This window comes from Streptomyces sp. KR55 (assembly GCF_052245645.1).
Classification (GTDB): Bacteria; Actinomycetota; Actinomycetes; order Streptomycetales; family Streptomycetaceae; genus Streptomyces; species Streptomyces flavusporus.
The window spans coordinates 1-25,636 of sequence record NZ_JBQQCE010000093.1 but is presented as its reverse complement, the minus strand read 5'-3'; the positions used below and the strand labels follow the sequence as shown (position 1 = coordinate 25,636).

Genomic DNA, 25,636 nt, shown 5'->3' with positions numbered 1-25,636 from the left:
CGGCAGCCCCCGCTCCTTCGCCCACCGCCCGTTGCCGTCCATGACGATCGCCACATGGTTCGGGACCAGCTCCCCGGGGATCTTCGGAGGCCGCGCGCCCGAGGGATGCGGCTCCGGCGTCCTGTACTCCCGGCGCTGACGCCCCAGGAACCCGCGTACGGCCATGTGCTTCTCGTCTCCCTCAGGTCTACTTTTCCACGTACCGAAGTGAGCGCAGCCCGCGCTCCAGATGCCAGTGCAGGTAGGCCGACACCAGCCCGCTGCCCTCCCGGACGTACCGCGGCTCGCAGGCGTCCGCGGTCTCCCAGTCTCCCGTAAGCAGCGCGCCGAGCAGTTCCAGGGTCTGCGGCGAGGGTACGACGCTGCCGGGCACCCGGCAGTCGACGCAGACGGATCCGCCGGACGCCACCGAGAAGAACCGGTTCGGCCCCGGCAGACCGCAGCGCGCGCAGTCGGTGAAGCTCGGCGCGTAGCCGTTCACGGCGAGGGAGCGCAGCAGGAAGGCGTCGAGGACGAGGTGCGGTGCGTGCTCGCCGCGGGCGAGCGTGCGCAGGGCGCCGACGAGCAGCAGGTACTGCTGGACGGCCGGCTCGCCCTCGTGATCGGTGAACCGCTCGGCGGTCTCCAGCATCGCCGTCCCGGCGGTGTACCGGGCGTAGTCGGTGACGATGCCGCCGCCGTACGGAGCGATGGTCTCGCTCTGCGTGCACAGCGGCAGCCCGCGCCCGATCAGCTCGCTCCCCCGCGCGAAGAACTGCACGTCCACGTGCGAGAAGGGCTCGAGCCTGGCCCCGAACTTCGACTTCGTCCGCCGCACCCCGCGCGCTACGGCGCGTACCCGCCCGTGACTGCGGGTGAGCAGCGTGATGATCCGGTCCGCCTCACCCAGCTTCTGGGTGCGCAGCACGATGCCGTCGTCGCGGAACAGGCTCATGCGCCCATTCTCTCCTACGCGGGCGGCCCCTCCTTCGTCTCCTTCAAGGAACCTCACCGCGACTGCGGGCGTTGGCGTGGGCGGTGGCCGCGCTGAGCCGCTCGGCCGCGGTGGCGTGGCGCAGGGCACCGGGATCGGCGTCCCACTCCCGCCCGCCGCCGTACGGTCTCACCTGCACGTACGGTCCCTCGTGTCCCATGACGACGCCCAGCCGCCCGGTCCGGGTGTCCACGACGTAGGAACCGACCGGGGGCTTCACCGGAGCACCGCCGCGAGCCGTCGGGCGGTCTCCATCGAACACCGGCCCAGTTCCACCAGCGGACAGGGCGCCTCTCGGGCATGGCTCGCCGGATCGAGTCGCAGTGACGGCAGGGTAATTCCGGCCTTTTCGAGTGCCGTCCGCAATTCGTTCAAGGTGTCCTCCGCCTCTTCGACGCACAGCGCCGAGTGTCGTGCTTCCACCTGGTTCCCCTTCGCCGTCGAGTTTCACGCTTTCCGACTCCAGAATGACCTGGTCGCCCTACACTCGGCAGAAGCCTGTGCACTGCAAAGCCGGGGCAGGGCAAGGGGGTTGGCCATGGCCAACGGTTCACGTCAGGCGGCGTGGGAGTTCTTCGGGGCGGAACTGAAGCGACGCCGCGAGGATGCGGGGCTCACCCAGGTGGAGCTGGGGGCGCGGGTATTCGTGTCCGGGGCGTATATCGGGCAGTTCGAGCAGGCTATTCGAAAGCCTCAGCTGGATATCGCGCGGCGGATCGATGAGACGCTGCAAACCGACGGTATTTTCGAGCGGCTTTGGCGCAAGCTCATCAAGGAGCAGCCGTATACGGAGTACTTCGCGCATGTGGTGGAGCTGGAGCGGTTGGCGACGGGGATCTCCGAGTTCGCGCCAGCGGTGGTGCCGGGGCTGCTCCAGACGCGGGAGTACGCGCGAGCTGTGTTTCTGGCGAACAACCCGTTAGCCGCTGACGAGTACATCGAGGAACTGGTCAGGGGACGCATGGACCGCACGCAGCTCCTCAAGGACGCTGCACGGCCCGTGTATTGGGCGGTCCTCCACGAGTCGGTGCTCCGCATCCCCGTCGGCGGCCCGGCGGTCATGGCGCACCAGCTCGATCACATCGCAGCCCTGGTACGGGAGCGCACGGGGCTGGTGCAGGTACTGCCGTTCGCGGCCGGGGCGCACGCGCAGATGGGCAAGATGATGAAGCTCATGAACTTCGAGGACGCCCCACCAACTGTCTATACAGAAGGCGTGTTTTCGGGGGATCTGCTGGACGAACCGGCGGTGGTGAAGCGAACTCGGGCGCATTACGATCTCCTCAGGGGCGTCGCGCTGTCGCCGGAGGCGTCCTTGGCCCTGATCGAGTCGGCGTCGGAGGACCACAGACGATGCGCGAGTACGTCCTGACCAACGCCCGCTGGCGCAAGAGCAGCCACAGCGGCGGCGCGGGCGGGGAGGACTGCATCGAGGTCGCCTACGACTTCCCCGGCGCCGCCCGCTGGCGCAAGAGCACCTACAGCAACGGCGAAGGCGGCAGCTGCGTCGAGGTCGCCGACGGAGTCCCCGGCGTTGTCCCCGTCCGGGACAGCAAGGTGCCGCACGGTCCAGTGGTCGTGATCGGGCCGGCCGCGTGGACGGCGTTCATCGGCGCCGTGACGAGCTGACCACGGCGTCCCACGTCAGCCGACTTTGCGCAGCTCCCCGTCGCCGAAGACGGCCACCATCACCAGGCTGCCGCCCAGCGCCTCCACGTATCGCGCCACAACATCCGTACGGAGACCTGGCCGCTTTCGATCTGCGACACCCGGCCCTTGCTCACGCCCATGTGCTCGGCCACCTGAGCCTGGGTGAAGCCGCGCTCCTGACGCATGTCGGCCAGGCGCCAGGCCCGCACCTCGGCCAGCATGCGCTGAGCACCGTCAAGAAAGGCTTCACGACCACCCGACAGCTCTTCTGCCCGCTCACGGTGCCCACTTGCCGACCACCTGACGCTTCCGTTCACTGCCCCGACTCCCTCTTCCGATCAGCCACGTACTCCGCGTACCGAATCTCGGCCAGCGGAACCGCCTCGTCGTACCAGGCGCTCCAGTTCCCGGCCTTGTCTCCTGCAACCAAGAGAATCGCCGAACGCCACGGGTCGAACATGAACAGGACACGGACCTCGCTCTAGCCCGACGAGCCAGGACGCAGTTCCTTTTAGCATTCACTAAACACGCTGGGAGGGTTCCCGCTACTGCCGTTTGACCGGGTGTATGCGCGTATCGGCGAGTGTGTGTGAGTGCTGGTGCTGTGGGTGAAGGTGGGCGGCGGGTTTCGGGGTGGGATGAAAGGGAGTTTGGCTGTCGAATGGGTGACCTTTGCGGGTGGGGCTCGTTGGGTGAGTTGAGATCTTCGTTCGGGTGGGGGTGATGGGGTGGGCGGGCTGCGGAGGGCGGCGGCGTTTGCGGTGCCCGGCCCTGCGGGGGTGGCGATCCGGGCCCGGCTGCCGGTCTCGGATATCGACGCGGCGGTGTTGGCCGAGGTCGGTGGGTTCCTCGGCGCGCTGGCCGCGGGCGATCTCGCGGTGCGCTCCCGGCAGGGCCTGGACCACGGCACGGACGCGTGGGCGGCCCGCAAGCGGGAGCTGTCCGGATCCTCATCGGCCCGCTGGGCGGGCAGCATCACCAAGGCCACGCATGACCAGTGGGCGCTGGCCCGGCGCGGCCAGGTGGCCCACATGGCCTGGCTGCGCGGGCAGATCGCGTCCATCCAGGCCCGGCTGGCCCGCCCGGTGGGCGCCAAGGCGGACAAACGCGATGGGCTCCCGCGCGGGTACGGCTCGCGGGCGGAGTGGCACGCCAAGTCCCGCCGCCTGCACGCCCTGACCGACCGGCTGGCCGGGGTGGAGGCGGACTGGGCGGCGGGCCGGGTGCACGTGGTGCGCGGCGGCAGGAAGCTCGCGCATCTGCGCCACCATCTGGACGAGGCCGGGCTGGACGAGCGGGCGTGGCGACAGCGGTGGCAGGCGGCGCGGATGTTCCTGACCGCCGACGGGGAGTCGGGCAAGCCCTGCGGCAACGAGACCATCCGCATCACCGCCACCGGACAGGTCACGGTCAAACTCCCGGCCGCACTGGCGCACCTGGCCAACGCCCCGCACGGCCGCTACGTGCTGGACGCCACCGCGGCGTTCCGGCACCGGGGCGAGGAGTGGCGGGACCGGATCACGAACAACCGGGCGGTGGCCTACCGCATCCACCACGATGTGGTGCGCGGCCGCTGGTACGTGACCGCCTGCTGGCAGCGCGCTGCTGTTCCGGTGCTGCCGCTGGAGGCGGCCCTGGCGAAGGGGGTGGTGGCGGTCACCCGTAAGACCACGCGCCACGACGCGGCAGCCGTGGCGATCGGACGGCGCGCCCTCGGGCATCCGATCCGGCGACGGACGGCACCGCCCCGCACCCACCAGAGCGATGGGTACGGGCATCGGACCGCCCAGGCCGGACCCGACACCCGAAGGCGTGAGGGACCCCGCCCCGCATCCCCGGACCACGCACCAGATGCGTGCCGCCCGGACGCGGAGCGAAAGCGGGCGACCAGCGTGCCCAACACCGTTCGGGGCACGCGGCTGAGCACGCGTCCTGGCACCAGGACACACTCCCGCTCAGTTGTTAGGAACGGTTCCTGAGATGCCACGTCCGAGACGCGCCTTCCTGACCGCCGCAGCGCTCCTCACCCCCGTCGCCTTCAGCTCGCTCACCGTGCCCGCCCCAGCCTCCGCCGCCGGCCGGTGCACGTCCTCCGTCCCGTACGTCTCCGGGGAGGGCGGATACGACACGTACCGCATCCCCGCCGCCGTCCGCACCCCGCGCGGCACCGTCCTCGCCTTCGCGGAGGGCCGGCGCGGCGGTGCCGGTGACTCCGGCGACATCGACGTGGTCGTCCGCCGCTCCACCGACGGCGGCTGCACCTGGGGCCCGCTGACGGTCGTCGCCGCCGGGGACGGCGACACGCGGGGCAACCCGGCGCCGGTCGTCGACCCCGGCACCGGCGCGGTCGTGCTGCTCACGTCCTACAACAGCGGTGCTGTGACGGAGGCGCAGATCATGCGTGGCGAGGTGACGCCCGATCAGGGCCGACGGGTGTTCGTGCAGCGCAGCGTCGACGACGGACGTCACTTCACCCGCCCGCAGGAGATCACGGCGGCGGTGAAACGGCCGAACTGGCGCTGGTACGCCACCGGCCCCGGCCATGCGATCGCCCTCACCCGCGGCCCGCACAAGGGCCGGCTGGTGGTCCCCGCCAACCACTCCGCCGCCCCGCCCGCCGGCTCCCCCGACACCGGCGAGGAACCCCGGTACTACGGCGCCCACGCCCTCTACAGCGACAACGGCGGCCGCACCTGGCGGCTGGGCTTCGTCGACGACTCCTACGACGGCCACAACAACGCCAACGAGAGCACGGCCACCCAACTCCCCGACGGCAGGATCTACTTCTCCGCCCGCGACCAGCACGGCACCAGCGCCGGCAACCGCCTCGACAGCCACTCCGCCGACGGGGCGGCCTCCCTGGAACGGCCGTACACGGTCCAGTCCACCCTCGACGACGTGCCGATCGTGCAGGGCAGCGTCCTGCACCACCCGGGCGCCGGGCTGCTGTTCTCCGGCCCGTCCGTGCCCACCGCCCGTCAGGCGATGGCGGTCTGGCGCAGCACGGACGGCGGCACGACCTTCACCAAGGCCCTCACCCTGTCCCAGCAGCGGGCCGCCTACTCCGACCTCGTACGCCTCGACCGGAACACGCTCGGCATCCTGTACGAGACGGGAGTGACGAGCACGTACGAGACGCTCGAGTTCCGCCGCCTACCGCTCGACGACCTTGCCTAGAGCAACCCGGCCGCCGCCAGGAACTTCCCCACCCGCTCCACCTCGTCCGGCGACAGCGGCACCTGCGGTTCCGCCGTCGCCGGGCAGGCGATGACCCCCCGCAGATGCAGGGCCGCCTTGAACGCGCCCAGTGCCGAGGAGCTTCCGCCCATCCGCGCCGGGTCCCCGACACCGGCCAGGCCGAACAGGGTGCACAGGCGCTCCTGTTCGGCGCGGGCGCGTTCCCAGTCGCCGGCCCGGCACAGCCGGTAGAGGCGGACGTAGCCGTGTGGGTCGACGTTGGCGAGGCCGGGCACCGCCCCGTCGGCGCCCAGCGCGAGCGCGGCGTCGACGACGACCTCGGAGCCGGTCAGCGCGGTGAACCCGGTGAGGCCGGGGTGCGTGCGGGCGGCGGTGACGACCCTGCGGAAACCGCCGAGGTCGCCGCTGGAGTCCTTCAGCCCGGCCAGCACACCGTCCGCGGCCAGCTCCAGCACCAGCTCGGGGGCGAGCTTGGTGTGCACGGCGGGCGGGATGTCGTAGGCGAGGACGGGGACCGGGGAGGTGGCGGCGAGCATCCGGTAGTGGCGGGCGATCTCCGCGGGGTGGGTGCGGGTGTAGAAGGGGGCGGTCGCGACGACCGCGTCCGCGCCCGCCGCCGTGACCCGCCCCACGTGGTCCAGTACGCGCGGCGTGGTCATGTCGATGGCGCCCGCCAGGACCGGCAGCTGCCCGCCCACATGGTCCACCACCGCCCGCACGACCCGCTCGCGCTGCCCGTCCGTCAGATACGCCGCCTCCGAGGTCGAACCCAGCACGAACAGCCCGTGCACTCCGCCGGCCATCAGATGGTCGACCAGCCTGAGCAGCGAGGGCACATCCACCTCGCGGTCCGGTGTCAGGGGCGTGCAGACGGGCGGTACGACACCGGTCAGCGGGGTGGGAAGGGTCATCTGGGCTCCCTCAGAACTTGCGCCTGGCCGACGAGTTCACGGGTCGGCTGGTCCTCCGCCACCGGATGGTGGCAGCGGAAGCGATGCCCGAAGGCGGACGAGACGGAAATCCCGGGCATCGACTCGGCGCACTCCTCGTCCGCCTTCCAGCATCGGGTACGGAACGGGCATCCGCTCGGCGGGCGGGTCGCCGACGGCACCGGACCGACGAGCGGGATCGGGTCGATGGGGTCGAGGAGGCCGGGGGTCGCGGAGAACAGGGCGCGGGTGTACGGGTGCCTGGCCCGGTCCGTCACCCGGTCGGCCGGGGCCTCCTCCACGATCCGGCCGAGGTACATGGTGATCACCCGGTCGCTCATCCGCCGTACCGTCTGGATGTCGTGCGAGACGAACACCAGCGCCAGGCCCAGCCTCTCCTTGAGATCCAGCAGCAGGTTGAGGATCTGCGCGCGCACCGACACGTCCAGGGCGCTGGTCGGCTCGTCCGCCACCACCAGGTCGGGGTCGAGGGCCAGGGCGCGGGCGATGGCGACGCGTTGCCGCTGACCGCCGGAGAGCTGGCCGGGCAGCCCGTCGGCGAGCGCCCGCGGCAGTCCCACCAGCGCCATCAGCTCCCGTACCCGCTCGTCCCGTTGGGCTGCCGTGCCGCGCTTGTGCACGTCCAGCGGGTCGCGCAGGATCTGCCGGACGGTGAGCCGGCGGTTCAGGGCCGTCGACGGGTCCTGGAAGATCATGCCGGTGTGGCTGCCGATCGCCGCCCGGCGCTCGTCGGCCGACATGGTCCACAGGTCACGGCCGCGGAAGGACACCGTCCCGGACGTCGGCCGCTGCACGCCCACCAGCACCTTCGCCAGCGTCGACTTGCCGCAGCCGGACTCCCCGACCACGCCGACCGTCTCGCCGGGCGCGATCGTGAGATCGGCGCCGGTGAGGGCGTACACCTTGTCCCGCTTGAAGACACCCCCCGTGCGGGCCTTGTGCACGACATGCACGTCGGCGAGTTCCAGCACTGCGCTCACGTGACGACCTCGCTCTCCGCCTCGCCCTCGGTCACCAGCAGGACCGCCGGATGGTGGCAGGCCGCCGTGTGGGTGCGTGTGCCCAGCAGGTCCGGGGCCGTCGTCCGGCAGGTCTCGCTCGCCATCGGGCAGCGGTCCGCGAACCGGCAGCCCGCCGGGAAGTCCGCGGGGGAGGGGACGACGCCCTTGATCTGCGTCATCCGCTCCTGGGACGACTCGAGCGACAGCACGCTGCCGAGCAGTCCGCGCGTGTAGTGGTGGGCCGGCGCCTCCACCAGGTCCGCGGTCACGCCCGTCTCCACGATCTGCCCGCCGTACATCACCACCACCCGGTCGGTGATGTCCGCGACCAGGGCGAGGTCGTGCGAGACCAGGATCAGCGCGAAGCCCAGCTCCTCGCGCAGCCTCAGCAGCAGTTCCATGATCTGCGCCTGCACGGTCACGTCCAGCGCGGTCGTCGGCTCGTCGGCGACGATCAGCTTCGGGTCGCGGGACAGGGCCATGGCGATCAGGACGCGCTGGCGCTGGCCGCCGGAGAGTTCGTGCGGGTAGCTGCGCAGGGTGCGGTCGGGGTCGAGGCCGACCATGGTGAGCAGGTCGGCGGGGGTGCGGTGCCCGCCGCGCCGTACGACCTGCTTGAGCTGGGCGCGGATGGTCATCGCGGGGTTCAGGGACGACAGGGCGTCCTGGTAGATCATCGCCATCTCGTGGCCGAGGAGCCTGCGGCGTACCCGCATCGGCTCGGCGAGCAGGTCGCGCTGGTTGAAGCGGACCTGGCCGCGCACCCGGGCCCCCTTGGGCTGCAGGCCCATGACGGTCAGCGCCGTCAGTGACTTGCCGCAGCCCGACTCGCCGACCAGGCCGAGCACTTCACCGGCATGCACCTCGAAGCTGATGCCGTCGACGATGTCCACCCCGTGGTGCCGGTGGTCGAAACCGATGGCGAGGTTCTCGACCGAGAGCACCGGCCGCCCGTCGGGAAGCGGGCGGGCGCGGGAGCGGAGCCGGCGGGCGGCCTCGGCCAGGCCGGGGAGCTGGATGACCTTGCCGCTGCCGGGCTCGGGGGCCTCCACCCGGTCGGTCTCCTTGCGTACCTCCACCTCCCGCGCCGCCGGAGCCGCCCACGCGTCCGACACCCCCTCCGACAGGATGTTCAGCGACAGCACGGTGACCAGCATCAGCAGCCCGGGGAAGACGGTCGCCCACCAGCCGCCGGTCAGCACCATGTTCTTGCCGTCCGCGATGACGCTGCCCCACGACGGGTCCGGCGGCCGGACGCCCGCCCCGATGAAGGACAGCGACGCCTCGAACACGATCGCCTCGGCGACCTGCACGGTGCAGAACACCAGCACCGGGGCCGCGCAGTTGATGGCCACGTGCTTGAGGACGATGTGCGGGGTGCGGGCGCCGATGACCCGCTCGGCCGTCACATAGTCCTCGCCGTACTGATCCAGCACGTTCGCCCGTACGACCCTGGCGACCGGCGGCGTGAACAGGAACGCGATCGCGCAGATCAGCACCGTGATCCCGCCGCCGAACACGGCGACCAGGACGGCGGCGAGCGCGATCCCCGGGAACGCCATCACGACGTCCAGACAGCGCATCAGCGTCTCGTCCACCGCCTTGCGGGAGGTAGCCGCGACCGCGCCGATCAGCGAACCCGCGAGCAGAGCCAGCGCGGTGGCGCCGAGCCCGATCGCCAGCGACCAGCGGGCGCCGTACATCAGCCGGCTGAGGATGTCCCGGCCGAGGCTGTCCTGGCCCATCCAGTGCTCGGCGGACGGATGCCCGGTGCCGTCGACCGGCGGCAGTTGCTCCAGCGGGTCGTACGGCGCGAGCAGCGGTGCGAACACCGCGACCAGCACCACCAGCGCCAGGAAGCAGACGGCGACCTTCGACAGCAGCGGCAGCCGGCGCCAGCCGCGCAGCCGGACGCCGGGTCGGGCCAGGGCCTCGGTGAGGCGCTTGCGCGTGAACATCAGGCCGCTTCCCTCAGTCGCGGGTTGACCAGCAGGTAGAGGATGTCGATGACGAGGTTGACGACGACGAAGCCGGTCGCGGTCGTCAGGACGACGCCCTGGACGACGGCCGGGTCGCCGTTCTTCACGGCGTCGATCATCAGCTTGCCCATGCCGGGCAGCGAGAAGATCGTCTCGATGACGACCGCGCCGCCGAGCAGATAGCCGACCCGCAACCCCAGCACGGTCAGCGGATTGATCAGGGCGTTTCTGAGCACGTTCCGCCCGACCACCACCCGCGGCGGCAGCCCGCTGCCGATCGCGGTCCGGACGTAGTCCTTGTCCAGCTCCTCCACGACGGCCGTGCGTACGATCCGGGTCAGCTGCGCGGCGACGGGCAGCGACAGGGCGAGGGCGGGCAGCGTCATCGTCTTCAGCCAGCCGGTGAAGGAGTCCGCCGGATTGATGTAGCCGCCGGTCGGGAACCAGCCCAGGTCGACCGCCAGGTACTGGATCATCAGCAGCGCCAGCCAGAACCCGGGCGCGGCCACGCCGGTCAGGGACACGACCCGGATGATCTGGTCGGGCAGCCGGTCCCGGTAGATCGCCGCGGTGACCCCGCCGATCAGCGACAGCACCACCGCGATGCCGAGGCCGAGGAAGGTCAGCTGCATGGTGAGCGGCAGCGCGGTCATGACCTGGTCGATCACCTCGCCGCGGGTCAGCGCGCTGGTGCCCATGTCACCGTGCAGCAGGTCGCCGACGAAGGCGACGTAGCGCACGGGGAGCGGGTCGAGCAGGCCGTGCTCCTCGCGGAAGTCGTGCAGCTGCTCGGGCGTCGGGTTGGCGCCCTGGAAGAACGCGGACGCCGGGTCGACGTCCGAGAACCGCATCACCAGGAACACGAACAGCACGATGCCGAGCATCAGCGGCACGAGCAGGGCGATACGGCGGGCCAGAATCCTGACGATGGCGACCACGGACCAACTCCCGGAGATTTAAGCCCACTTGGCCTGGAGGACGTTGATTCCGGGGTACGGCTGGGCCCTTATGCCGGCGAGTTCGCTCGGGTCCCAGGCCGTCATGAGTTCGTTGTGGACGACCGGGTAGAGCACGGCCTGCTCGGCGACGACGTCGATGTAGTCCTGGATCATCGCCTTCTTGCGGTCCGGGTCCGCCTCCCGGGTCGCCTGGTCCATGTCCCTGAACAACTGCTTGGCGACCGGGTCGTCGGCCCAGCGGGCGTACTGCATCCACAGGTTCTCGGGCCCGTAGTTGTAGTGCATGATCAGGTCGGCGTCGAGGCCGAACTGGTTGGGGTTCGAGGCGGCGGCGACGACCTGGTAGTCCTGCTTCTGGTCCATCTTGGTGAAGACGGCCGTGGTCTCCTGCGGCGACAGCGTGGTCCGCACGCCGATCGCGTCCCAGGACGACTTGATGGTCGGCAGACAGTCGACGATCCAGCTGACGTTCACCGCGAGAATCTCGACCTTCAGCCCGCTGACCCCGGCCTCCTTCAACAGAGCCCTGGCCTTGTCGGGGTCGTGGCCGTAGACGGTCTTCGCGCGCCGGTAGGCCGGGTTGCTCTCGTCGAGGAACGACGACGACGGCTTCCCGTGCCCCTTGAGGGCCACCTCCACCATCGTCTCGGTGTCGATGGCGTAGTGCAGCGCCTGACGCACCCGTACGTCGTCGAACGGCTTGCGCCGCGTGTTGAACATCAGGAACAGGTTGTTCATCCCGGCCCCGCCGGCCACCGTCAGCCCACCGCTCTCCAGCCGGCCGATGTTGGCGTACGGGATGTTGTCCGCGATCTGCGCCCCCGCGCTCGAGCCGGAGATCTTCGCGACGCGCGGAGCGGCGTCGACGATCGTCAGCCAGTTCATCTTCCTGAAGGCGGGCGGGCGCGGGCCGTTGTAGTCGGCGAACGCCTCGAAGGTGGTGTTGGACTTCGGGTGGTGCGCGGCCTGACGGTACGGCCCCGAACCCACCGCCAGCCCCTTGATCGCCTCGTCCCAGGCGCCGGGCCGGGAGAAGACGTGCTTCGGCATGATCTTCGCGAGGGTGAGCCGGGACGCGCCCTCCGGGAAGGGGAACTTCAGGACCAGCTCGACGTTCTGCGCGTCGATCTTCCGCACGTCCTTCAGCCAGGGCTCGAAGAACCCCTTGGCCAGGGTCTGGGTGTCCGGGTCGAGGATCCGGTCGAAGACGAAGACCACGTCGTCGGCGGTGACCGGCTTGCCGTCGTGGAACTTCGCGCCCGCCCGCAGGGTGAACTTCCAGGACGTGCTGGTGAGGTCCGCCGGCACCTGGGTCGCCAGGGCCGGATACGGCTCACGCGAGATCGGGTCGGTGTCGAGCAGCCCCTCGTAGATGTGGTTGTTGCCGGCCATGCAGAACGCGGACGCGGTCTGCGTCGGATCCCAGCTGCCGTCGTTCCCGTAGCCGATGACCGCTGTGAGCGTCCGGTTCGCGCCCTCGCCCCCGTCGCCGGTGTCGTTGGTGGACTCCGGGCCGGCCGAACACGCGGACAGCGACGCGGAGACCGCGGCGGCGGCACCGAGAGCGCCGGTGTACTTCAGGAACGAGCGGCGGTGCAGCGCCGGAACGTCGTTGGTCACGTCGCGCACGGGTCCTCCGGGAGGGGTGGGGGAGGCGGTCGGATGAATCGGACGATCAGGAGATACGACGTCCTACGTCCTGCGGTCAGCGCGACCATAGGAGCGGCCGTGAGGGCAGTCAAGAGATCACACACGAATGGCGTATCTGCCAGAGGTCGCACCAATGGCGGTACGAAACGGCGGGAGTTGACGCAGCCGGCCGCCGGAGACGGGGAGCATTCTGGACGGTGTTCCACCAGGTCGACGGCGCCCGGGCGTCCCGCGCCTGACCGCGAGCACCGGTTGGGCGGATTCGGTTGCCCGGGTGCGGCGGACGGGTTCGAATGATCCCGTGGAGACGCAGGAGCTGTGGGACGAGCAGACGCCGGGCGTGCTCAGGCTGCCGTCGGGGCGGCTGGTGCGGGGACGCGGTCTGCGGCACGCCCTCCCCTCAGGGGCGCCCACCCCGTCGTACGGCCTCTACCTGCTCGGCAGCCGGCCCCCCACCGTCCCGTGGGACTCCCGCTGGCTCCGCTGGCCCGACTTCCGCCTCCCCGCCGACCGCGCCGACGCCCGCGCGGCCCTCACCGAGGCCTGGGAGCGTGCCGCCCGCGAGCGGGTCGAGATCGCCTGCGGCGGCGGACGCGGACGCACCGGCACGGCCCTGGCCTGCCTGGCCGTCCTGGACGGCGTACCGGCCGAGGAGGCCGTGGCGTACGTCCGCGCGCACTATGACCGGCGGGCGGTGGAGACATGGTGGCAGCGGCGGTATGTGCGGGGCTTCGCCACCGGGTGAGGGTGTCCGCGAGCAGGGTGGTCGCGTCGGCGGTCAGGGCGTCGACGCGCGGCGCGTCCCGGTCCGGCCTCGTGGTCAGGAGGTTGCACCGCCGCCCATCGGGGGACAGGCCCCTACGCGCAGTACGTGTCCCGGCTCGGCCGTTCGCCGGTCGCCAGGAAGCGGGAGACCGTCCGGTCGCCGCACGCGTTGCCGTTGGCCAGGTAGGCGTCGTGGCCGGTGGAGTCGTTGACGACCATGACCGCCCGCTTGCCGAGCGCCGCACGCATCTTCAGGGCGCCGCTGAGCGGGGTGGCCGGGTCGCGTTCGTTCTGCACGAGGAGGACGTTGGACGGCCCCTCGTCGGTGATCCGCACCGGCGCCTCACGCGGCTCGTAGGGCCACGCGGCGCAGATCATCGCGTTCCGGGGCATGCCCGCGGTCAGCGGGTACTTGGCCCGGCTCTCGAAGACGTCCTTCTGGTACGCGTCGGCGGACGCCGGCCAGGCGGAGGCGGAGTCGTTGCAGATGGTCCCGGCGGCGACCGCGTAGACGTTCTGCAGCACCTCCTCCGGCGGGGACTGCGGCGCGGGCGGCACGGTCCCCTTCTGCACGGCCAGCATCAGCTGGGCGAGGCCGGGGAAGTCGTCCGGGTCGTACATGGTGTTCAGCATGGTCTGACGCAGCACGTTGCCGTCCAGCGCGGGCGGGTTGGCGCCCGGCCAGGGGATCGGCTCGCGGTCGAGGCGGGCGGCCAGATCCAGGAAGGCCGTCCGCACCCCGGCCGGCGTCTCGGCGACCCGGTCCGGATTGCCGGGCGTGGACGCCCACTTGGCGAACTCGGGGAACACGTCCTCGACGCCTCGCTCATGCGCGGCCAGCCAGGCGCGCTGGACCTTGACGGGGTCGGGGTTGTCATTGCTGTCCAGCACGATCCGGTCGGTGCGCTGCGGGAACAGCTCGGCATAGACGGCGCCGACATACGTGCCGTACGAGACGCCCCACGCGGAGATCTTCCGCTCGCCGAGCGCGGCCCGGATGCGGTCGATGTCGCGGGCCTCGTTGGCGGAGCTGATGTGCCGGATCAGCTCGCCGCCGTTGCGTGCGCAGGCGTCCGAGACGCGCTGTGCGTAGACCAGGTTCTCCGTGATGGAGCCGTCGGGGGCGGGCCAGGGCCGCGACGCCGAGATGGCGAGGTCGGCGTGCTCGATGCCGCAGGTGGCGGAGGTGGACGGGGCCAGCCCGCGCGGGGCGAACCCGATCAGGTCGTAGGCGTCGCGTACTTCCTGCGGCAGCTTCTGGCCCTTGCCCGACGGGTCGTTGAGGCTGGACCCGCCGGGTCCACCGGCGATCAGCATCAGGGCGCCGCGGCGGGCGGACGGTTTCTCGCTGGGGATACGGGAGATGGCGACGTCAATCGTCGGTCCCTGCGGGTCGGCGTAGTCCATCGGCACCTCGACCGTCGCGCACTCCTGCCGCGGGTCGAGGCCGGTGCCCTCACACTTGGTCCACTTCAGCGGCGCGGACATGCCGCTCGTGGCGGACGCGGTGAGGGGCGCCAGGACACCGAACACGATGCCGGAGGCGGAGGCGATCAGGGCGAGGCTCTTCGTCATCGGTTTCATGTCTCCGAGCGTGACGGATCTTGATAATCCGTCACATCCGGGCAACGACCCACTTCGCCCGGGGGATTACCCCAGTCCCGCCCTTCGGGTTCACCCCGACACCCTCGCCAACACTTATTGGTGCGTCCGCAAGTACTCCCCGAGGCGGGCGATCGCCGACGGGTTGCGCGGGCTCTCCACCAGGTCGACGTAGTCCAGCGTGAAGATGCGCTTGTGCTTGACCGCGGAAACGTTCCGCAACGGGGCGTAGGACAGCAGGAACTTCTTCTTCTGCTCCGCGCTCACATCGCCGTAGTCGCAGATCACGATCACGTCGGGGTTGCGTTCGACGACCGTTTCCCAGCCGACCGTCGTCCACGAGTCCTCCAGGTCGTGCATGACGTTGACGCCGCCCGCCTTGCCGATGATCTGGTCGGGCGCGGCGTATCGGCCGGAGGTGAAGGGCTGGTCCTCACCGCTGTCGTAGAGGAACACCTTGGGACGGTCGGCGCCCTTGGGTGCCTTCGCCTCGACGTCGGCCACCTGCTTCCGGAAGCCGGCGATCAGCTCGGCCGCCCGCTTCTCCACGCCGAACAGCTTGCCCAGGTTGGTGAGGTCCTCGTACAGCGCCTGCAGCGGCGGCATGATGCCCCGGGAGATCTCCGTACGGCCGTTGCGGCAGGACTCGGTGAGGATGTACGAGGGGATGCCGAACTTGCGCAACGCGTCCGGGGTGAAGCCCGCGTCCTCACGGAACCCGTAGTTCCACCCGGCGAAGACCAGGTCCGCACGGGCGTCCAGGACGTTCTCCTTCGTCACCTGGTCCTTCGACAGCCACGGCACCTTGTCGTAGCCGTCCTTCCACGGCACCCCGCCCAGGTCGCCCTTGTCGTCGGGCATCACGAACCCGGCCATCCGGTCCTCCAGGCCGAGCGCGAACATCAGCTCGGTGATCCCGACGTCGTTGGTGACGACACGGCTCGGAACCTTGTCGTAGGTGATCTTCTTGCCGCAGTTAGTGAGGGTGACGCTCGATGCGCCGTCGGCGGGCGATGTGTCGACCTGCGCGCCGCACCCCGTGGCGAGGGCGGCGAGGCAGAGGGCGGCGGCGACAACGGGCTGGCGCATGAAGGTCCTTAGGGGAGGAGGTCGAAGAGAAGCTGGACGGCGCCGGTCTCCGGGTGCCGTACGGGATGGGCGCGCACCCCGAACACCTCGGCGAGCAGCTCCGGTCGGAGCACGTCGTGCGGTGGCCCGGAGGCCACGACCCGGCCCCCCTCCACGACGTACAGCAGATCGCAGTGCGCGGCGGCGAGGTTGAGGTCGTGCAGCGCGGCCAGCACGGTCAGCCCGCTGGCGCGGACGAGCGACAGGATGTCCAACTGGTGGGCGATGTCGAGGTGGTTGGTGGGTTCGTCGAGGACGAGGACACGGGGCTGCTGGGCGAGGGCCCGGGCGATGAGGACGCGCTGCTTTTCACCGCCGGAGAGGGAGAGGAACCCGCGGCCGGCGAGATGGGTGACCCCGGTCCGGTCCATGGCCTCGGCGCAGACGGTCCGGTCTTCGGCGGCCGTCCGCCCTTGATGCGGCAGCCGTCCCATCCCGACGACCTCGGCGACGGTGAAGTCGAACTCGGCCGACGACTCCTGCGGCAGCGCGGCCAGCACCCGCGCGACGGTCCGCGGATCCATCGCGTGCACGTCGTCACCGTCGAGCCGCACGGTACCGCCGCTCGGTCGCAAGGCCCGGTACACGCACCGCAACAGGGTCGACTTGCCACTCCCGTTGGGCCCGACGAGCCCCACGAACGCCCCGCTCTTCACGCTGAGTCTCAGATCGTCGACCAGCCGGACCGCACCGGCGGCGACGGACACGTCCTCGACGTCGAGCCGCATGTCAACGACCTCCGAACGCGTAGCCGCCGCGTCGCATCAGCAGCAGGAAGGCGGGCACCCCGACGACGGCGGTGATGACCCCGACCGGCAGTTCGGCCGGGGCGAACAGCAGCCGCGACAGCACATCCGCCCACACGAGCAGGACGGCCCCGGCGAGGGGAGCCACGACCAGCACGCGCCGGTGATCGGCACCGACGAGCATCCGTACGACATGCGGCACCATCAGCCCGACGAACCCGATGGCCCCGCTGACGGCGACGACGGTCCCGGTCACGGCGGCGGTGACGAGGAACAACTCCCGCCGTAGTCGGGCCGGTTGCACTCCGAGTGCTACGGCGGTCTCGTCCCCCATGGCAAGGGCGTTCAGCGACTCTGCGCGCCGGGCAAGCCATGCCCACCCGGCCGCCACGGTCACGGCGGCGATCGGTACCTTCCCCCAGGTCGCCCCGCCCAGACTCCCGAGCAGCCACATCATCGCGGACCGGGCGGCCTCGCCGCGGGCGGCGCCGAAGACCATCACCGTGGTCACGGCCTCGAAGCCGTACGCCAGAGCCGTCCCGGTCAGGATCAGCCGCAACGGGGTGAGCCCGTGCGTTCCGGACCGGGCAACGGCGTACACGATCGCCATGGCGGCGAGCGCGGACCCGAAGGCGGACAGGGACAGAGCCCACACCCCGAGCCCCGCGAAAACACCCAGCAGGATGACGGCATTGGCTCCCACAGCGGCACCGGACGAAATCCCGAGCACGAACGGATCGGCAAGGGCATTACGCACCATGGCCTGCACGGCGACCCCGACGGCAGCGAGCCCGGCCCCGACGACGGCGGCGAGGACGACGCGGGGCAGCCGGATCTCCCAGACGATGGTGTACGGGGCGACGTCACCGGCGTTGACCGTCCCGCCGCTGAGCCCCGCCCACAGGAAACGGAAGACGCCGGCCCAGCCGAGCCCGGCGGCACCGAGGCCCACCCCGCACAGCAGGGAAAGGGCGAGTAACAGCCCGAGCCCAAGGGACAGCGGCACGACGGGTATTCGGCGCACGGTCGGCGGGTCCTTCGCCTCGGGCCGCCTGATGAACGAGAGCAAGGAGACGGCCCGCACGGCCGAACCGCGCGATCCCCTTCCCGCAGTCCACGGCGAGCAGTCACAGGGTCACGAACCGCGGGTAATCGGGCTTGCGCGAACCGTCCACCGGGGCGGCCACGCTTACCGTTGCGGGTCAGCGCCGGACTCTCACCGGACTTCCCCCACGGGACGCGGGGGGAGCGTAGCAAACCGGGCATCGGTCGACATCGGCGCCCTGCGTTCCCGCGGGAGCGGCCCAGGCAGCCTCGTATGGGTGGAGGTCCCTGGTTCGGGCTCGACGTCACCCTCCAAGGACGGTGACCGGTTGTCGGTCACATCGTCGCAGGAGTCACCTGCCCCGACTCGTAGGCCACGATGACCAGTTGGGCCCTGCGTCTCGCGTTCGCGCTCAGGACGGCGTCCGCGCCGCCGCCAGCAGACGGCTCACCTCGTCCGACGTGATGGTGAGGGCGGCGCCCACGGTGGTGAGAACCTCGCGTTCGGCGGGAGTGTAGGGGCCGTCGGCCAGGGCGATGCGGGCGCCCTGGAGGAGGATCGACTCGCGGCCGGCCGGGGCGAGGTGCGGGGCGAGCGGGTCGAGGGCCTCGTGCAGCTCTATGGCCAGCCCCGGTCCGCAGGGCGCCCCGAAGACCCGTCCGGTGTCCGCGGCCAGCGCCTCGACGAGGGCGCCCAGCTGTTCCTCGGTGCAGTCCTCGAACCCGGCCGCACGCACCGTTCCCGCGGCGGCCGACAAAGACGTACGGGTGCGGGTGCCGCCCGCGGCCAGCACCGCGAGGGCGACGGTGTGCACGGCGTCGCGGAGCATCGCCGAGAAACGGCTGGTGGTCGGATGGTCGAGGACGTCGGCACCGAAGTGGCGCCGGCAGGCCGCGCACTCCACGACCGGCCCGGTGTTGCCGCGCGGCAGCACGGGCAGGCCGAGCAGGATGAAGCGGCGGCGGCCGGTCAGCCGCTGGTAGTTGCGGTCGCCCCCGCAGCCGGGGCAGAAGAACTCGCCGTCGCCGACGGCCGTCCATGCGGTACGGGTGCCCAGCATGCGCGAACGCCTGGTGGCACGGCCGTTTCGTCCCCGTCCTGGCAGCACGTCGCACCTCCCGTAACCCCACGGCAACATCGCCGCGCTTGCGTGATGTTAGCCACATCGGTGAGGCGGAGTCAGTACCCAGGACGAGACCTTTCCGTGACCTGCACAGGTCAATGGCCGGAAACCGACGGCCCCGCCCACCGACAAACGGCGAGCGGGGCCTCTGAACCCCGGTTAGGGCAGCGCCCTTAAAGGGGCGCGGGGAACTGCGTGACCAGCCACAGGGGCGCCGCAGAAGACCGACAACCGATCGCGGCACCCCCCTATCGCGGCCCAACCCAGCGGAGCGAACCCTCAGCGAGCCGCCCGGTTGACGGCCGAGACGACCGCCTTCAGCGAGGCACGTGTCGTGTTCGCATCGATGCCGACGCCCCACAGAACCTTTCCGTCGATGGCGCATTCGATGTAGGAGGCGGCCTGCGCGGAGGCGCCCTCGCTCATCGTGTGCTCCTGGTAGTCCAGGAGCCGGACGTCGACGCCGATGCCCTGCAGCGCGTGGAAGAACGCGGAGATCGGGCCGTTGCCGGTGCCGACCAGCGTCGTCTCGACGCCGTCGACCTCGGCCTCCACGGTCAGCGTGTCCACGCCGTCCCGGTCGGTCGTGGACTGGCCGTTCTTGACCTGGATACGGCCCCAGGGGTTCTGAGAGTTCGGCAGGTACTCGTCCTGGAAGGTCGCCCAGATGTCCTTCGGCGTGACCTCACCGCCCTCGGCGTCCGTCTTCGCCTGGATGATCTTCGAGAACTCGATCTGCATCCGGCGCGGCAGGTCCAGCTTGTGGTCGTTCTTCAGGACGTACGCGATGCCGCCCTTGCCGGACTGCGAGTTGACGCGGATGACGGCCTCGTAGGAGCGGCCGACGTCCTTGGGGTCGATGGGCAGGTACGGCACCGCCCACTCGATGTCGTCGACCGTGACACCCTTGGCCTTCGCGTCGGCCTCCATGGCGTCGAAGCCCTTCTTGATGGCGTCCTGGTGGGAGCCGGAGAAGGACGTGTAGACCAGGTCGCCCACGTACGGGTGGCGCGGGTGGACCTCCATCTGGTTGCAGTACTCCCACGTACGACGGATCTCGTCGATGTCGGAGAAGTCGATCTGCGGGTCGACGCCCTGCGAGAACAGGTTCATGCCCAGGGTGACCAGATCGACGTTGCCGGTGCGCTCGCCCTGCCCGAACAGGCAGCCCTCGACGCGGTCGGCGCCGGCCATCAGCGCCAGCTCGGCGGCGGCGACGGCAGTACCGCGGTCGTTGTGCGGGTGGACCGACAGGCAGACGTACTCGCGGCGGGAGAGGTTGCGGCCCATCCACTCGAAGCGGTCCGCGTGCGTGGAGGGCGTGGAGCGCTCGACGGTGGCGGGCAGGTTGAGGATGATCTCGCGGCCCGGGCCGGGCTGCCAGACGTCCATGACCGCCTCGCAGACCTCCAGCGCGAAGTCCAGCTCGGTGTCGGTGAAGATCTCCGGCGAGTACTGGTAGCCGAACTCGGTCTCCGGGCCCAGCAGCTTCTCCGCGTACTCCATCACCAGCCGGGTGCCGTCGACGGCGATCTGCTTGATGTCGTCCTTGGAGCCGCGGAAGACGACCCGGCGGAACACCGGGGCGGTGGCGTTGTACAGGTGGACGGTGGCGCGGCGTGCGCCCTTCAGGGACTCGACGGTCCGCTCGATCAGGTCCTCGCGGGCCTGGGTCAGTACGGAGATCGTGACGTCCTCGGGGATGGCACCGGGATCCTCGATGATCGACCGTACGAAATCGAAGTCGGTCTGGCCCGAGGCCGGGAAGCCGACCTCGATCTCCTTGTAGCCCATCTTGACCAGCAGGTCGAACATCGCGCGCTTGCGCACCGGCGACATGGGGTCGATCAGGGCCTGGTTGCCGTCGCGCAGGTCGGTGGAGAGCCAGCGGGGGGCGGCGGTGATCCGGTTCTCGGGCCAGGTGCGGTCGGGGATGTCGACCTGCTGGTAGCGGCCGTACTTGTGGATCGGCATGGAACTGGGCTGCTGGCGGTTCGCCATGATGCGTGGGCTCCTCAAGGTGTCCGGAAGGACGGCCGACGACGCAACGCCAAGCTCCGCGGGGAGGGAGTCGGCCTCGACTACAGGCCCTCGCCGCGGCAGCTAAGAAGAAGCAGCCCGAAACGCATGATGCGCAGCATGCTAGCCGAGCTCCTCCGGATGCGGGGGGCCGTATCAGTATGCGGGACCAGGAGAACAAACAGGACAAAAAGTGCGCTATACCACTTGGAGTCGGCCGCCGGGGCGCCTTGTCGGCACATTTCACCAATCATGGTTGCAGGTGGTGACAGCGACATAACACAGTGCAAGGGTGCTGGGGCATGACGACCAACGGGGGCTTCACGCCCGTCTTCTGCACCATCGTTCCACCGCACGTCCTCGACAAGCTTGCCCAGGCCGAGGACCCCGCGCTCTCCGGTCCCGCCCGCCAGACCCTGCAGCGCGACGCCTACGAGCGCACCCACCGCCGGCTGGCCACGGTCCTCGGCGCGCCCGCCGTCGCCCCGCCCGCCGAGGCGGCGCCCGACAAGCCGCACCGCACCATCTACGACGCCCGGCACAGGACCGAGCTGCCCGGAAAGAAGGTCCGCGGCGAGGGCGACGAGCCCGGCAAGGACGCCACGGTCAACCGCGCCTACGCCGGCCTCGGTGCCACCTTCGAGCTGTTCCTGAAGGCCTTCGAACGCAACTCGATCGACGGCAACGGCCTGCCGCTCGACGCGACCGTCCACTACGACGAGCAGTACAACAACGCCTTCTGGAACGGCGAGCAGATGGTGTTCGGCGACGGGGACGGGGAGATCTTCCTGGACTTCACCATCCCCATCGACGTCATCGGTCATGAACTCGCCCACGGCGTCACCCAGTACACGGCCAACCTCACCTACTTCGGCCAGCCCGGCGCCCTCAACGAGTCCGTGTCGGACGTCTTCGGCTCCCTCATCAAGCAGTACACGCTCGGCCAGACCGCCGCCGAGGCCGACTGGCTGATCGGCGCCGGGCTGCTCGCCCCGCGTGTGTCGGGCGTGGCCCTGCGCTCGATGAAGGCGCCGGGCACGGCGTACGACGACGATGTCCTCGGCAAGGACCCGCAGCCCGGCACGATGGACGACTACGTCAGCACCGGCCGCGACAACGGCGGCGTCCACATCAACTCCGGCATCCCCAACCACGCCTTCTACCTCGCCGCCACCGCGCTCGGCGGGCACGCCTGGGAGCGGGCGGGACAGATCTGGTACGACGTGCTGACCGGGGGCGAGCTGAAGGAGAGGGCGAACTTCACGGAGTTCGCCACGCTGACCGTCGCTGCCGCGAAGGCACGGTACGGCGACGGCGGCGAGGAGTTCCAGGCGGTGCTCAAGGCCTGGGAACAGGTGGGGGTGCGCACCCTGTAGTTCCGTACTAGACAGATCCCCATGCGTATTCAGGTGAGGCGCACGGGCGGATTCGCGGGCATCGAGCGGCACGCCGAGGTGGACACCTCGGGGCGGCCCGACGCCCAGGAGTGGCACGCCCTGGCCGAGCGCGCGGTCGCTTCCGGCCGGGGCGCGCCCCCGGTCGGGGTGCCCGACGGCTTCAGTTACCAGATCACCGTGGACGGGAACACCGTGTACTGCGCGGATCCACGGCTGACGGAGGAGCAGCGCAGGCTGATCAGCCGGGTGCTGAAGGAGGGTGCGTAACTCCTTGTTCACGCCTGCCCGTTGACTTCCATTACCGGCGGTACGGATGATCCGGCGCATGGCGACTGACGCGCACACCGCGACGAACCCGACACCTGATTTCCCGGCGTTCCCCGACACCTTCCTGTGGGGCGTGTCGACCTCGGCGCACCAGATCGAGGGAGCGGTGGACGAGCGCGAGCCGTCCGTGTGGGACGCCTTCACGGCCGCGCCGGGACGGGTGAAGGACGGCTCCACCGCGGCGGTGGCCTGCGACCACTACCACCGCTACCGCGAGGACGTGGCCCTCCTGGCCGGCCTGGGCGTGGACGCGTACCGCTTCTCGGTCTCCTGGCCGAGGGCGGTCTTCGCGGGCGGGCGGGGCCTCGACTTCTACGACCGTCTGGTCGACGAGCTGTGCGCGGCGGGCGTACGTCCGGTTCCGACCCTCTTCCACTGGGATCTGCCGGTCACGCTCGACTGGCTGGACCGGGACACGGCGGCGCGGTTCGCGGAGTACGTGTCGGTGGTCGCGGAGCGGCTCGGCGACCGGGTGACGAAGTGGATCACCCTCAACGAGCCCGCCGAACACACCCTGTTGGGCCACGCCCTGGGCGCCCACGCACCCGGCAGGCAGCTCCTCTTCGACGCCCTCCCGGTCGCCCACCACCAGCTTCTGGCGCACGGTCTGGCGGTGCGCGCCCTGCGCGCGGCCGGCGCCTCGGACATCGGGATCGCCAACTCGCACGGACCGACCTGGCCGGCGTCGCAGGACAGCGCCGACGTGGCGGCGGCGGACTTCTACGACGTACTCCTCAACCGGCTGTTCGCGGACCCGATCCTGCTGGGTGAATACCCGGCGGGTATCGGCGAGTTGATGCCCGGGGACGTCGAGGCGGACCTGAAGGCGATCGCCGAGCCGGTCGACTGGTACGGCATCAACTACTACGCGCCGACCAGGGTGGGCGCACCCCAGGGGGCGGAGATCGAGTTCGGCGGCCTGACGATGCCGGCCGGCCTCCCCTTCTCCGTACGGCAGATCGAGGGCGTCCCGGTGACGGACTTCGGCTGGCCGGTCGTCCCGGAGGCCCTGACCGAGCTGCTCACCGGCTTCCGCGAGCACTACGGCGACCGGCTCCCGCCCGTCATGATCACCGAGAACGGCTGCTCGTACGAGGGGATCGACGACCAGGACCGGATCGCCTACCTGGACGGGCACGTCCGAGCCCTGCACGAGGCGCTGGCGGCGGGCGTGGACGTGCGTGGCTACTTCGTGTGGTCGCTGCTGGACAACTTCGAGTGGGCGGAGGGTTACGCCCGCCGCTTCGGCCTGGTCCATGTCGACCGGGAGACGCTGGAGCGGACACCGAAGGCGTCGTACGCCTGGTTCCGGGACATGCTGCGGGCGCCGAGGTGACGGTCAGAAGCCCAGTTTGCGCAGCTGCTTCGGGTCCCGCTGCCAGTCCTTGGCGACCTTGACGTGCAGGTCCAGGAACACCGGCGTCCCCAGCAGGGCCTCGATCTGCTTGCGGGACTTGATGCCGACCTCCTTCAGGCGCTTGCCCTTGGGGCCGATGATGATGCCCTTCTGGCTGGGGCGTTCGATGTAGACATTGGCGTGGATGTCCAGCAGGGGCTTGTCGGCAGGACGGTCCTCGCGCGGGAGCATCTCCTCGACCACGACCGCGATGGAGTGCGGCAGCTCGTCGCGGACGCCCTCCAGCGCGGCCTCGCGGATCAGCTCCGCGATCATGACCTGCTCGGGCTCGTCGGTCAGATCACCTTCGGGGTAGAGGGCCGGGCCCTCGGGCAGCAGCGGAACGATCAGGTCGGCGAGCAGGCTCACCTGCTTGTCCCCGACCGCCGACACCGGCACGATCTCCGCCCACTCGAAGCCGAGCTCCTTGCCGAGCTGGTCGATCGCGATGAGCTGCTCGGCGAGCGTCTTGCTGTCGACCAGGTCGGTCTTCGTGACGACCGCGATCTTCGGCGTCTTCCTGATCGACGCCAGCTCCTTCGCGATGTACCGGTCACCGGGACCGATCTTCTCGTTGGCGGGCAGACAGAAGCCGATCACGTCCACCTCGGCCCATGTCGTGCGGACGACGTCGTTGAGCCGCTCGCCGAGCAGCGTGCGCGGCTTGTGCAGACCTGGCGTGTCCACCAGGACCAGCTGGGCGTCGGGCCGGTGCACGATGCCGCGCACGGTGTGCCGGGTGGTCTGCGGCTGGTTCGCCGTGATCGCCACCTTCTGCCCGACCAGAGCGTTCGTGAGGGTGGACTTGCCCGCGTTGGGGCGGCCCACGAAGCAGGCGAAGCCGGCCCGATGGACAGTGTCGGCCGGCTGCTCGGATGACGGGGTGCGAACACTCATGCCGCCCATTCTCCCTGATCGTCGACGCCCCGCCGCACACCTGCCCGCACGACCTCACGGGCGCGGCCCCGACGCCTTCCGGGCGAGGGGCCGCGCAGCGCACTGTTCCGGTCTCAGTCGATCGTTCTCGGTCGATCGCTCTCGGTCGATCGCTCTCAGTCGAACACGAACGGGCCCGGGGACTGCGGTCCGGTCGCCGTGCAGGTGATGGTGATGCCGAGGACCGTCATCCGCAGCGAACCGCCGAAGGCCTCCAGGCTGTCGCCGGAGGCCACGGTGCCGCTCAGCGGGCCGACGGTGACGCTGTCGCCGGCGGCCATCGCCGGGTTCTCGGTGCCGGTGAAGGCGGTCGTGCCGCCGCTGCCCTTCACCAGGGTGAGCGTGGACGCGATCGAGTCCTCGCCGAGCGCGATCGGCGCGGTGATCGCGGAGGACGTGAGGGTCATCGTGGCGGCGGTGCCGTTCTGGGTGGCCGTGAGCGTGGCCTCGCCGCCGCCGAAGGTGCCGCAGTCGGCGGTGATCGTCGCCGACTCCGGGGCGACGGCCACGGCGGCGGGCGCGAGGACGACGCCGGTGACCGCGAGGGCCCCGACCGCCAGTGCCGCACCTGTTGCTGTGCACTTGCCTCTCATGGGGATCCGGCTCCCTTCCCGTATCTGGGAATGCCATGTGGGGATGGACGGGAGATACGCCGACGGACCACCCGGCAGCGGGGTGCGGGCACGCTGCGCGAGCCTGAATCTGACGGTCCGTCGGAACTTACGGGTCCATTGATGCGCGAGAGGAAGAGGAGGGCAAGGTTGAAATCCGGCCTAACTCTCCAGCCGGGGG

23 protein-coding genes, 3 pseudogenes and 1 riboswitch are annotated in these 25,636 nt (G+C 70.4%); of the genes and pseudogenes, 8 read left to right on the top strand and 18 right to left on the bottom strand.

All coding sequences use genetic code 11. From position 1 onward, the window contains the following. The 3 genes and pseudogenes from ACTWQJ_RS16200 to ACTWQJ_RS16190 form a co-directional block, all read right to left on the bottom strand. Nucleotides 1-165: pseudogene (locus ACTWQJ_RS16200) on the bottom strand (isoprenyl transferase); the annotation flags it as partial. Between the two features lie 22 nt (nucleotides 166-187). After that, a complete protein-coding gene (gene recO / locus ACTWQJ_RS16195; protein ID WP_129801862.1) occupies nucleotides 188-934 on the bottom strand; it encodes a DNA repair protein RecO in 747 nt (248 codons plus the stop codon). Between the two features lie 43 nt (nucleotides 935-977). Continuing rightward, nucleotides 978-1,193 (bottom strand): hypothetical protein, encoded by a 216-nt coding sequence (locus ACTWQJ_RS16190; RefSeq protein ID WP_443307332.1) that lies wholly within the window; start codon nucleotides 1,191-1,193, stop codon nucleotides 978-980. 318 nt (nucleotides 1,194-1,511) lie between these two features. Between ACTWQJ_RS16190 and ACTWQJ_RS16185 the strand changes: the two genes are divergently transcribed. Together ACTWQJ_RS16185 and ACTWQJ_RS16180 are read left to right on the top strand one after the other, a co-directional pair. Next, nucleotides 1,512-2,345 carry a helix-turn-helix domain-containing protein gene (locus ACTWQJ_RS16185; protein WP_443307331.1) on the top strand — a complete coding sequence of 278 codons (834 nt, stop codon included), beginning with the start codon at nucleotides 1,512-1,514 and terminating at the stop codon, nucleotides 2,343-2,345. Further along, nucleotides 2,327-2,602 carry a DUF397 domain-containing protein gene (locus tag ACTWQJ_RS16180; protein WP_443307330.1) on the top strand — a complete coding sequence of 92 codons (276 nt, stop codon included), beginning with the start codon at nucleotides 2,327-2,329 and terminating at the stop codon, nucleotides 2,600-2,602. Before ACTWQJ_RS16185 ends, ACTWQJ_RS16180 begins: the two co-directional genes overlap by 19 nt. Before the next feature lie 59 nt (nucleotides 2,603-2,661). On the opposite strand, the gene ACTWQJ_RS16175 is transcribed toward ACTWQJ_RS16180, so the two are convergent. After that, nucleotides 2,662-2,844 (bottom strand): helix-turn-helix domain-containing protein, encoded by a 183-nt coding sequence (locus ACTWQJ_RS16175; RefSeq protein ID WP_443307329.1) that lies wholly within the window; start codon nucleotides 2,842-2,844, stop codon nucleotides 2,662-2,664. 92 nt (nucleotides 2,845-2,936) lie between these two features. Continuing rightward, nucleotides 2,937-3,134, bottom strand: a pseudogene (locus ACTWQJ_RS16170) (type II toxin-antitoxin system RelE/ParE family toxin); the annotation flags it as partial. Nucleotides 3,135-3,351: 217 nt separating this feature from the next. Between ACTWQJ_RS16170 and ACTWQJ_RS16165 the strand changes: the two are divergent. After that, nucleotides 3,352-4,589, top strand: a pseudogene (locus ACTWQJ_RS16165) (hypothetical protein). Nucleotides 4,590-4,603: 14 nt separating this feature from the next. Then, the gene (locus ACTWQJ_RS16160; protein ID WP_443307328.1) at nucleotides 4,604-5,800 is read left to right on the top strand and encodes a sialidase family protein; all 1,197 of its coding nucleotides are present in this window, start codon (nucleotides 4,604-4,606) and stop codon (nucleotides 5,798-5,800) included. Here ACTWQJ_RS16160 and ACTWQJ_RS16155 read toward each other — a convergent pair. The 5 genes from ACTWQJ_RS16155 to ACTWQJ_RS16135 are packed head-to-tail and all read right to left on the bottom strand — an operon-like array spanning nucleotide 5,797 to nucleotide 12,339. Further along, nucleotides 5,797-6,732 (bottom strand): dihydrodipicolinate synthase family protein, encoded by a 936-nt coding sequence (locus tag ACTWQJ_RS16155; protein ID WP_443307327.1) that lies wholly within the window; start codon nucleotides 6,730-6,732, stop codon nucleotides 5,797-5,799. The two genes, ACTWQJ_RS16160 and ACTWQJ_RS16155, sit on opposite strands and share 4 nt — an antisense overlap. Then, nucleotides 6,729-7,751 (bottom strand): oligopeptide/dipeptide ABC transporter ATP-binding protein, encoded by a 1,023-nt coding sequence (locus ACTWQJ_RS16150; protein ID WP_443307326.1) that lies wholly within the window; start codon nucleotides 7,749-7,751, stop codon nucleotides 6,729-6,731. Before ACTWQJ_RS16150 ends, ACTWQJ_RS16155 begins: the two co-directional genes overlap by 4 nt. Beyond that, on the bottom strand, nucleotides 7,748-9,730 hold the full coding sequence (locus ACTWQJ_RS16145; RefSeq protein ID WP_443307325.1) for a dipeptide/oligopeptide/nickel ABC transporter permease/ATP-binding protein: 1,983 nt from the start codon (nucleotides 9,728-9,730) through the stop codon (nucleotides 7,748-7,750). The genes ACTWQJ_RS16150 and ACTWQJ_RS16145 overlap by 4 nt, the downstream gene beginning before the upstream one ends. Continuing rightward, a complete protein-coding gene (locus ACTWQJ_RS16140) occupies nucleotides 9,730-10,689 on the bottom strand; it encodes an ABC transporter permease (RefSeq protein ID WP_129801852.1) in 960 nt (319 codons plus the stop codon). The genes ACTWQJ_RS16145 and ACTWQJ_RS16140 overlap by 1 nt, the downstream gene beginning before the upstream one ends. An 18-nt stretch (nucleotides 10,690-10,707) precedes the next feature. Next, nucleotides 10,708-12,339 carry an ABC transporter substrate-binding protein gene (locus ACTWQJ_RS16135; RefSeq protein ID WP_443307324.1) on the bottom strand — a complete coding sequence of 544 codons (1,632 nt, stop codon included), beginning with the start codon at nucleotides 12,337-12,339 and terminating at the stop codon, nucleotides 10,708-10,710. Nucleotides 12,340-12,661: 322 nt separating this feature from the next. On the opposite strand from ACTWQJ_RS16135, the gene ACTWQJ_RS16130 reads away from it, so the two are divergent. Next, a complete protein-coding gene (locus ACTWQJ_RS16130; protein WP_443307323.1) occupies nucleotides 12,662-13,105 on the top strand; it encodes a phosphatase domain-containing protein in 444 nt (147 codons plus the stop codon). Between the two features lie 113 nt (nucleotides 13,106-13,218). Here ACTWQJ_RS16130 and ACTWQJ_RS16125 read toward each other — a convergent pair whose 3' ends face one another. From ACTWQJ_RS16125 to leuA, 6 genes are all read right to left on the bottom strand, one after another. After that, entirely contained in the window at nucleotides 13,219-14,709 is a 1,491-nt protein-coding gene (locus ACTWQJ_RS16125; protein WP_443307322.1) for an alpha/beta hydrolase, read from the bottom strand. A 114-nt stretch (nucleotides 14,710-14,823) separates the two neighbouring features. Then, complete coding sequence (locus tag ACTWQJ_RS16120) at nucleotides 14,824-15,816, bottom strand: ABC transporter substrate-binding protein (protein WP_443307321.1); 993 nt, start codon at nucleotides 15,814-15,816, stop codon at nucleotides 14,824-14,826. 8 nt (nucleotides 15,817-15,824) lie between these two features. Next, entirely contained in the window at nucleotides 15,825-16,583 is a 759-nt protein-coding gene (locus ACTWQJ_RS16115) for an ABC transporter ATP-binding protein (RefSeq protein ID WP_443307320.1), read from the bottom strand. 1 nt (nucleotide 16,584) lies between these two features. Further along, on the bottom strand, nucleotides 16,585-17,625 hold the full coding sequence (locus ACTWQJ_RS16110; RefSeq protein WP_443307319.1) for a FecCD family ABC transporter permease: 1,041 nt from the start codon (nucleotides 17,623-17,625) through the stop codon (nucleotides 16,585-16,587). Between the two features lie 102 nt (nucleotides 17,626-17,727). Continuing rightward, nucleotides 17,728-17,854, bottom strand: a riboswitch (cobalamin riboswitch). A gap of 204 nt (nucleotides 17,855-18,058) precedes the next feature. Continuing rightward, a complete protein-coding gene (locus ACTWQJ_RS16105) occupies nucleotides 18,059-18,754 on the bottom strand; it encodes a TerB family tellurite resistance protein (protein WP_443307318.1) in 696 nt (231 codons plus the stop codon). Between the two features lie 294 nt (nucleotides 18,755-19,048). Then, on the bottom strand, nucleotides 19,049-20,770 hold the full coding sequence (leuA, locus tag ACTWQJ_RS16100) for a 2-isopropylmalate synthase (RefSeq protein ID WP_443307317.1): 1,722 nt from the start codon (nucleotides 20,768-20,770) through the stop codon (nucleotides 19,049-19,051). A 320-nt stretch (nucleotides 20,771-21,090) separates the two neighbouring features. Here leuA and ACTWQJ_RS16095 point away from each other — a divergent pair, with 320 nt between their 5' ends. The 3 genes from ACTWQJ_RS16095 to ACTWQJ_RS16085 are packed head-to-tail and all read left to right on the top strand — an operon-like array spanning nucleotide 21,091 to nucleotide 23,848. Further along, on the top strand, nucleotides 21,091-22,164 hold the full coding sequence (locus ACTWQJ_RS16095; RefSeq protein WP_443307316.1) for a M4 family metallopeptidase: 1,074 nt from the start codon (nucleotides 21,091-21,093) through the stop codon (nucleotides 22,162-22,164). 21 nt (nucleotides 22,165-22,185) lie between these two features. Further along, nucleotides 22,186-22,452 carry a protealysin inhibitor emfourin gene (locus ACTWQJ_RS16090; RefSeq protein ID WP_129801844.1) on the top strand — a complete coding sequence of 89 codons (267 nt, stop codon included), beginning with the start codon at nucleotides 22,186-22,188 and terminating at the stop codon, nucleotides 22,450-22,452. Nucleotides 22,453-22,498: 46 nt separating this feature from the next. Further along, entirely contained in the window at nucleotides 22,499-23,848 is a 1,350-nt protein-coding gene (locus ACTWQJ_RS16085) for a GH1 family beta-glucosidase (protein WP_443307315.1), read from the top strand. A 3-nt stretch (nucleotides 23,849-23,851) separates the two neighbouring features. Here ACTWQJ_RS16085 and era read toward each other — a convergent pair whose 3' ends face one another. Then, complete coding sequence (era, locus tag ACTWQJ_RS16080) at nucleotides 23,852-24,805, bottom strand: GTPase Era (protein WP_165396431.1); 954 nt, start codon at nucleotides 24,803-24,805, stop codon at nucleotides 23,852-23,854. Nucleotides 24,806-24,960: 155 nt separating this feature from the next. Further along, nucleotides 24,961-25,437, bottom strand: coding sequence for a hypothetical protein (locus ACTWQJ_RS16075; protein WP_443307314.1), 477 nt, complete (start codon nucleotides 25,435-25,437; stop codon nucleotides 24,961-24,963). Between the last annotated feature and the right edge of the window lie 199 nt (nucleotides 25,438-25,636).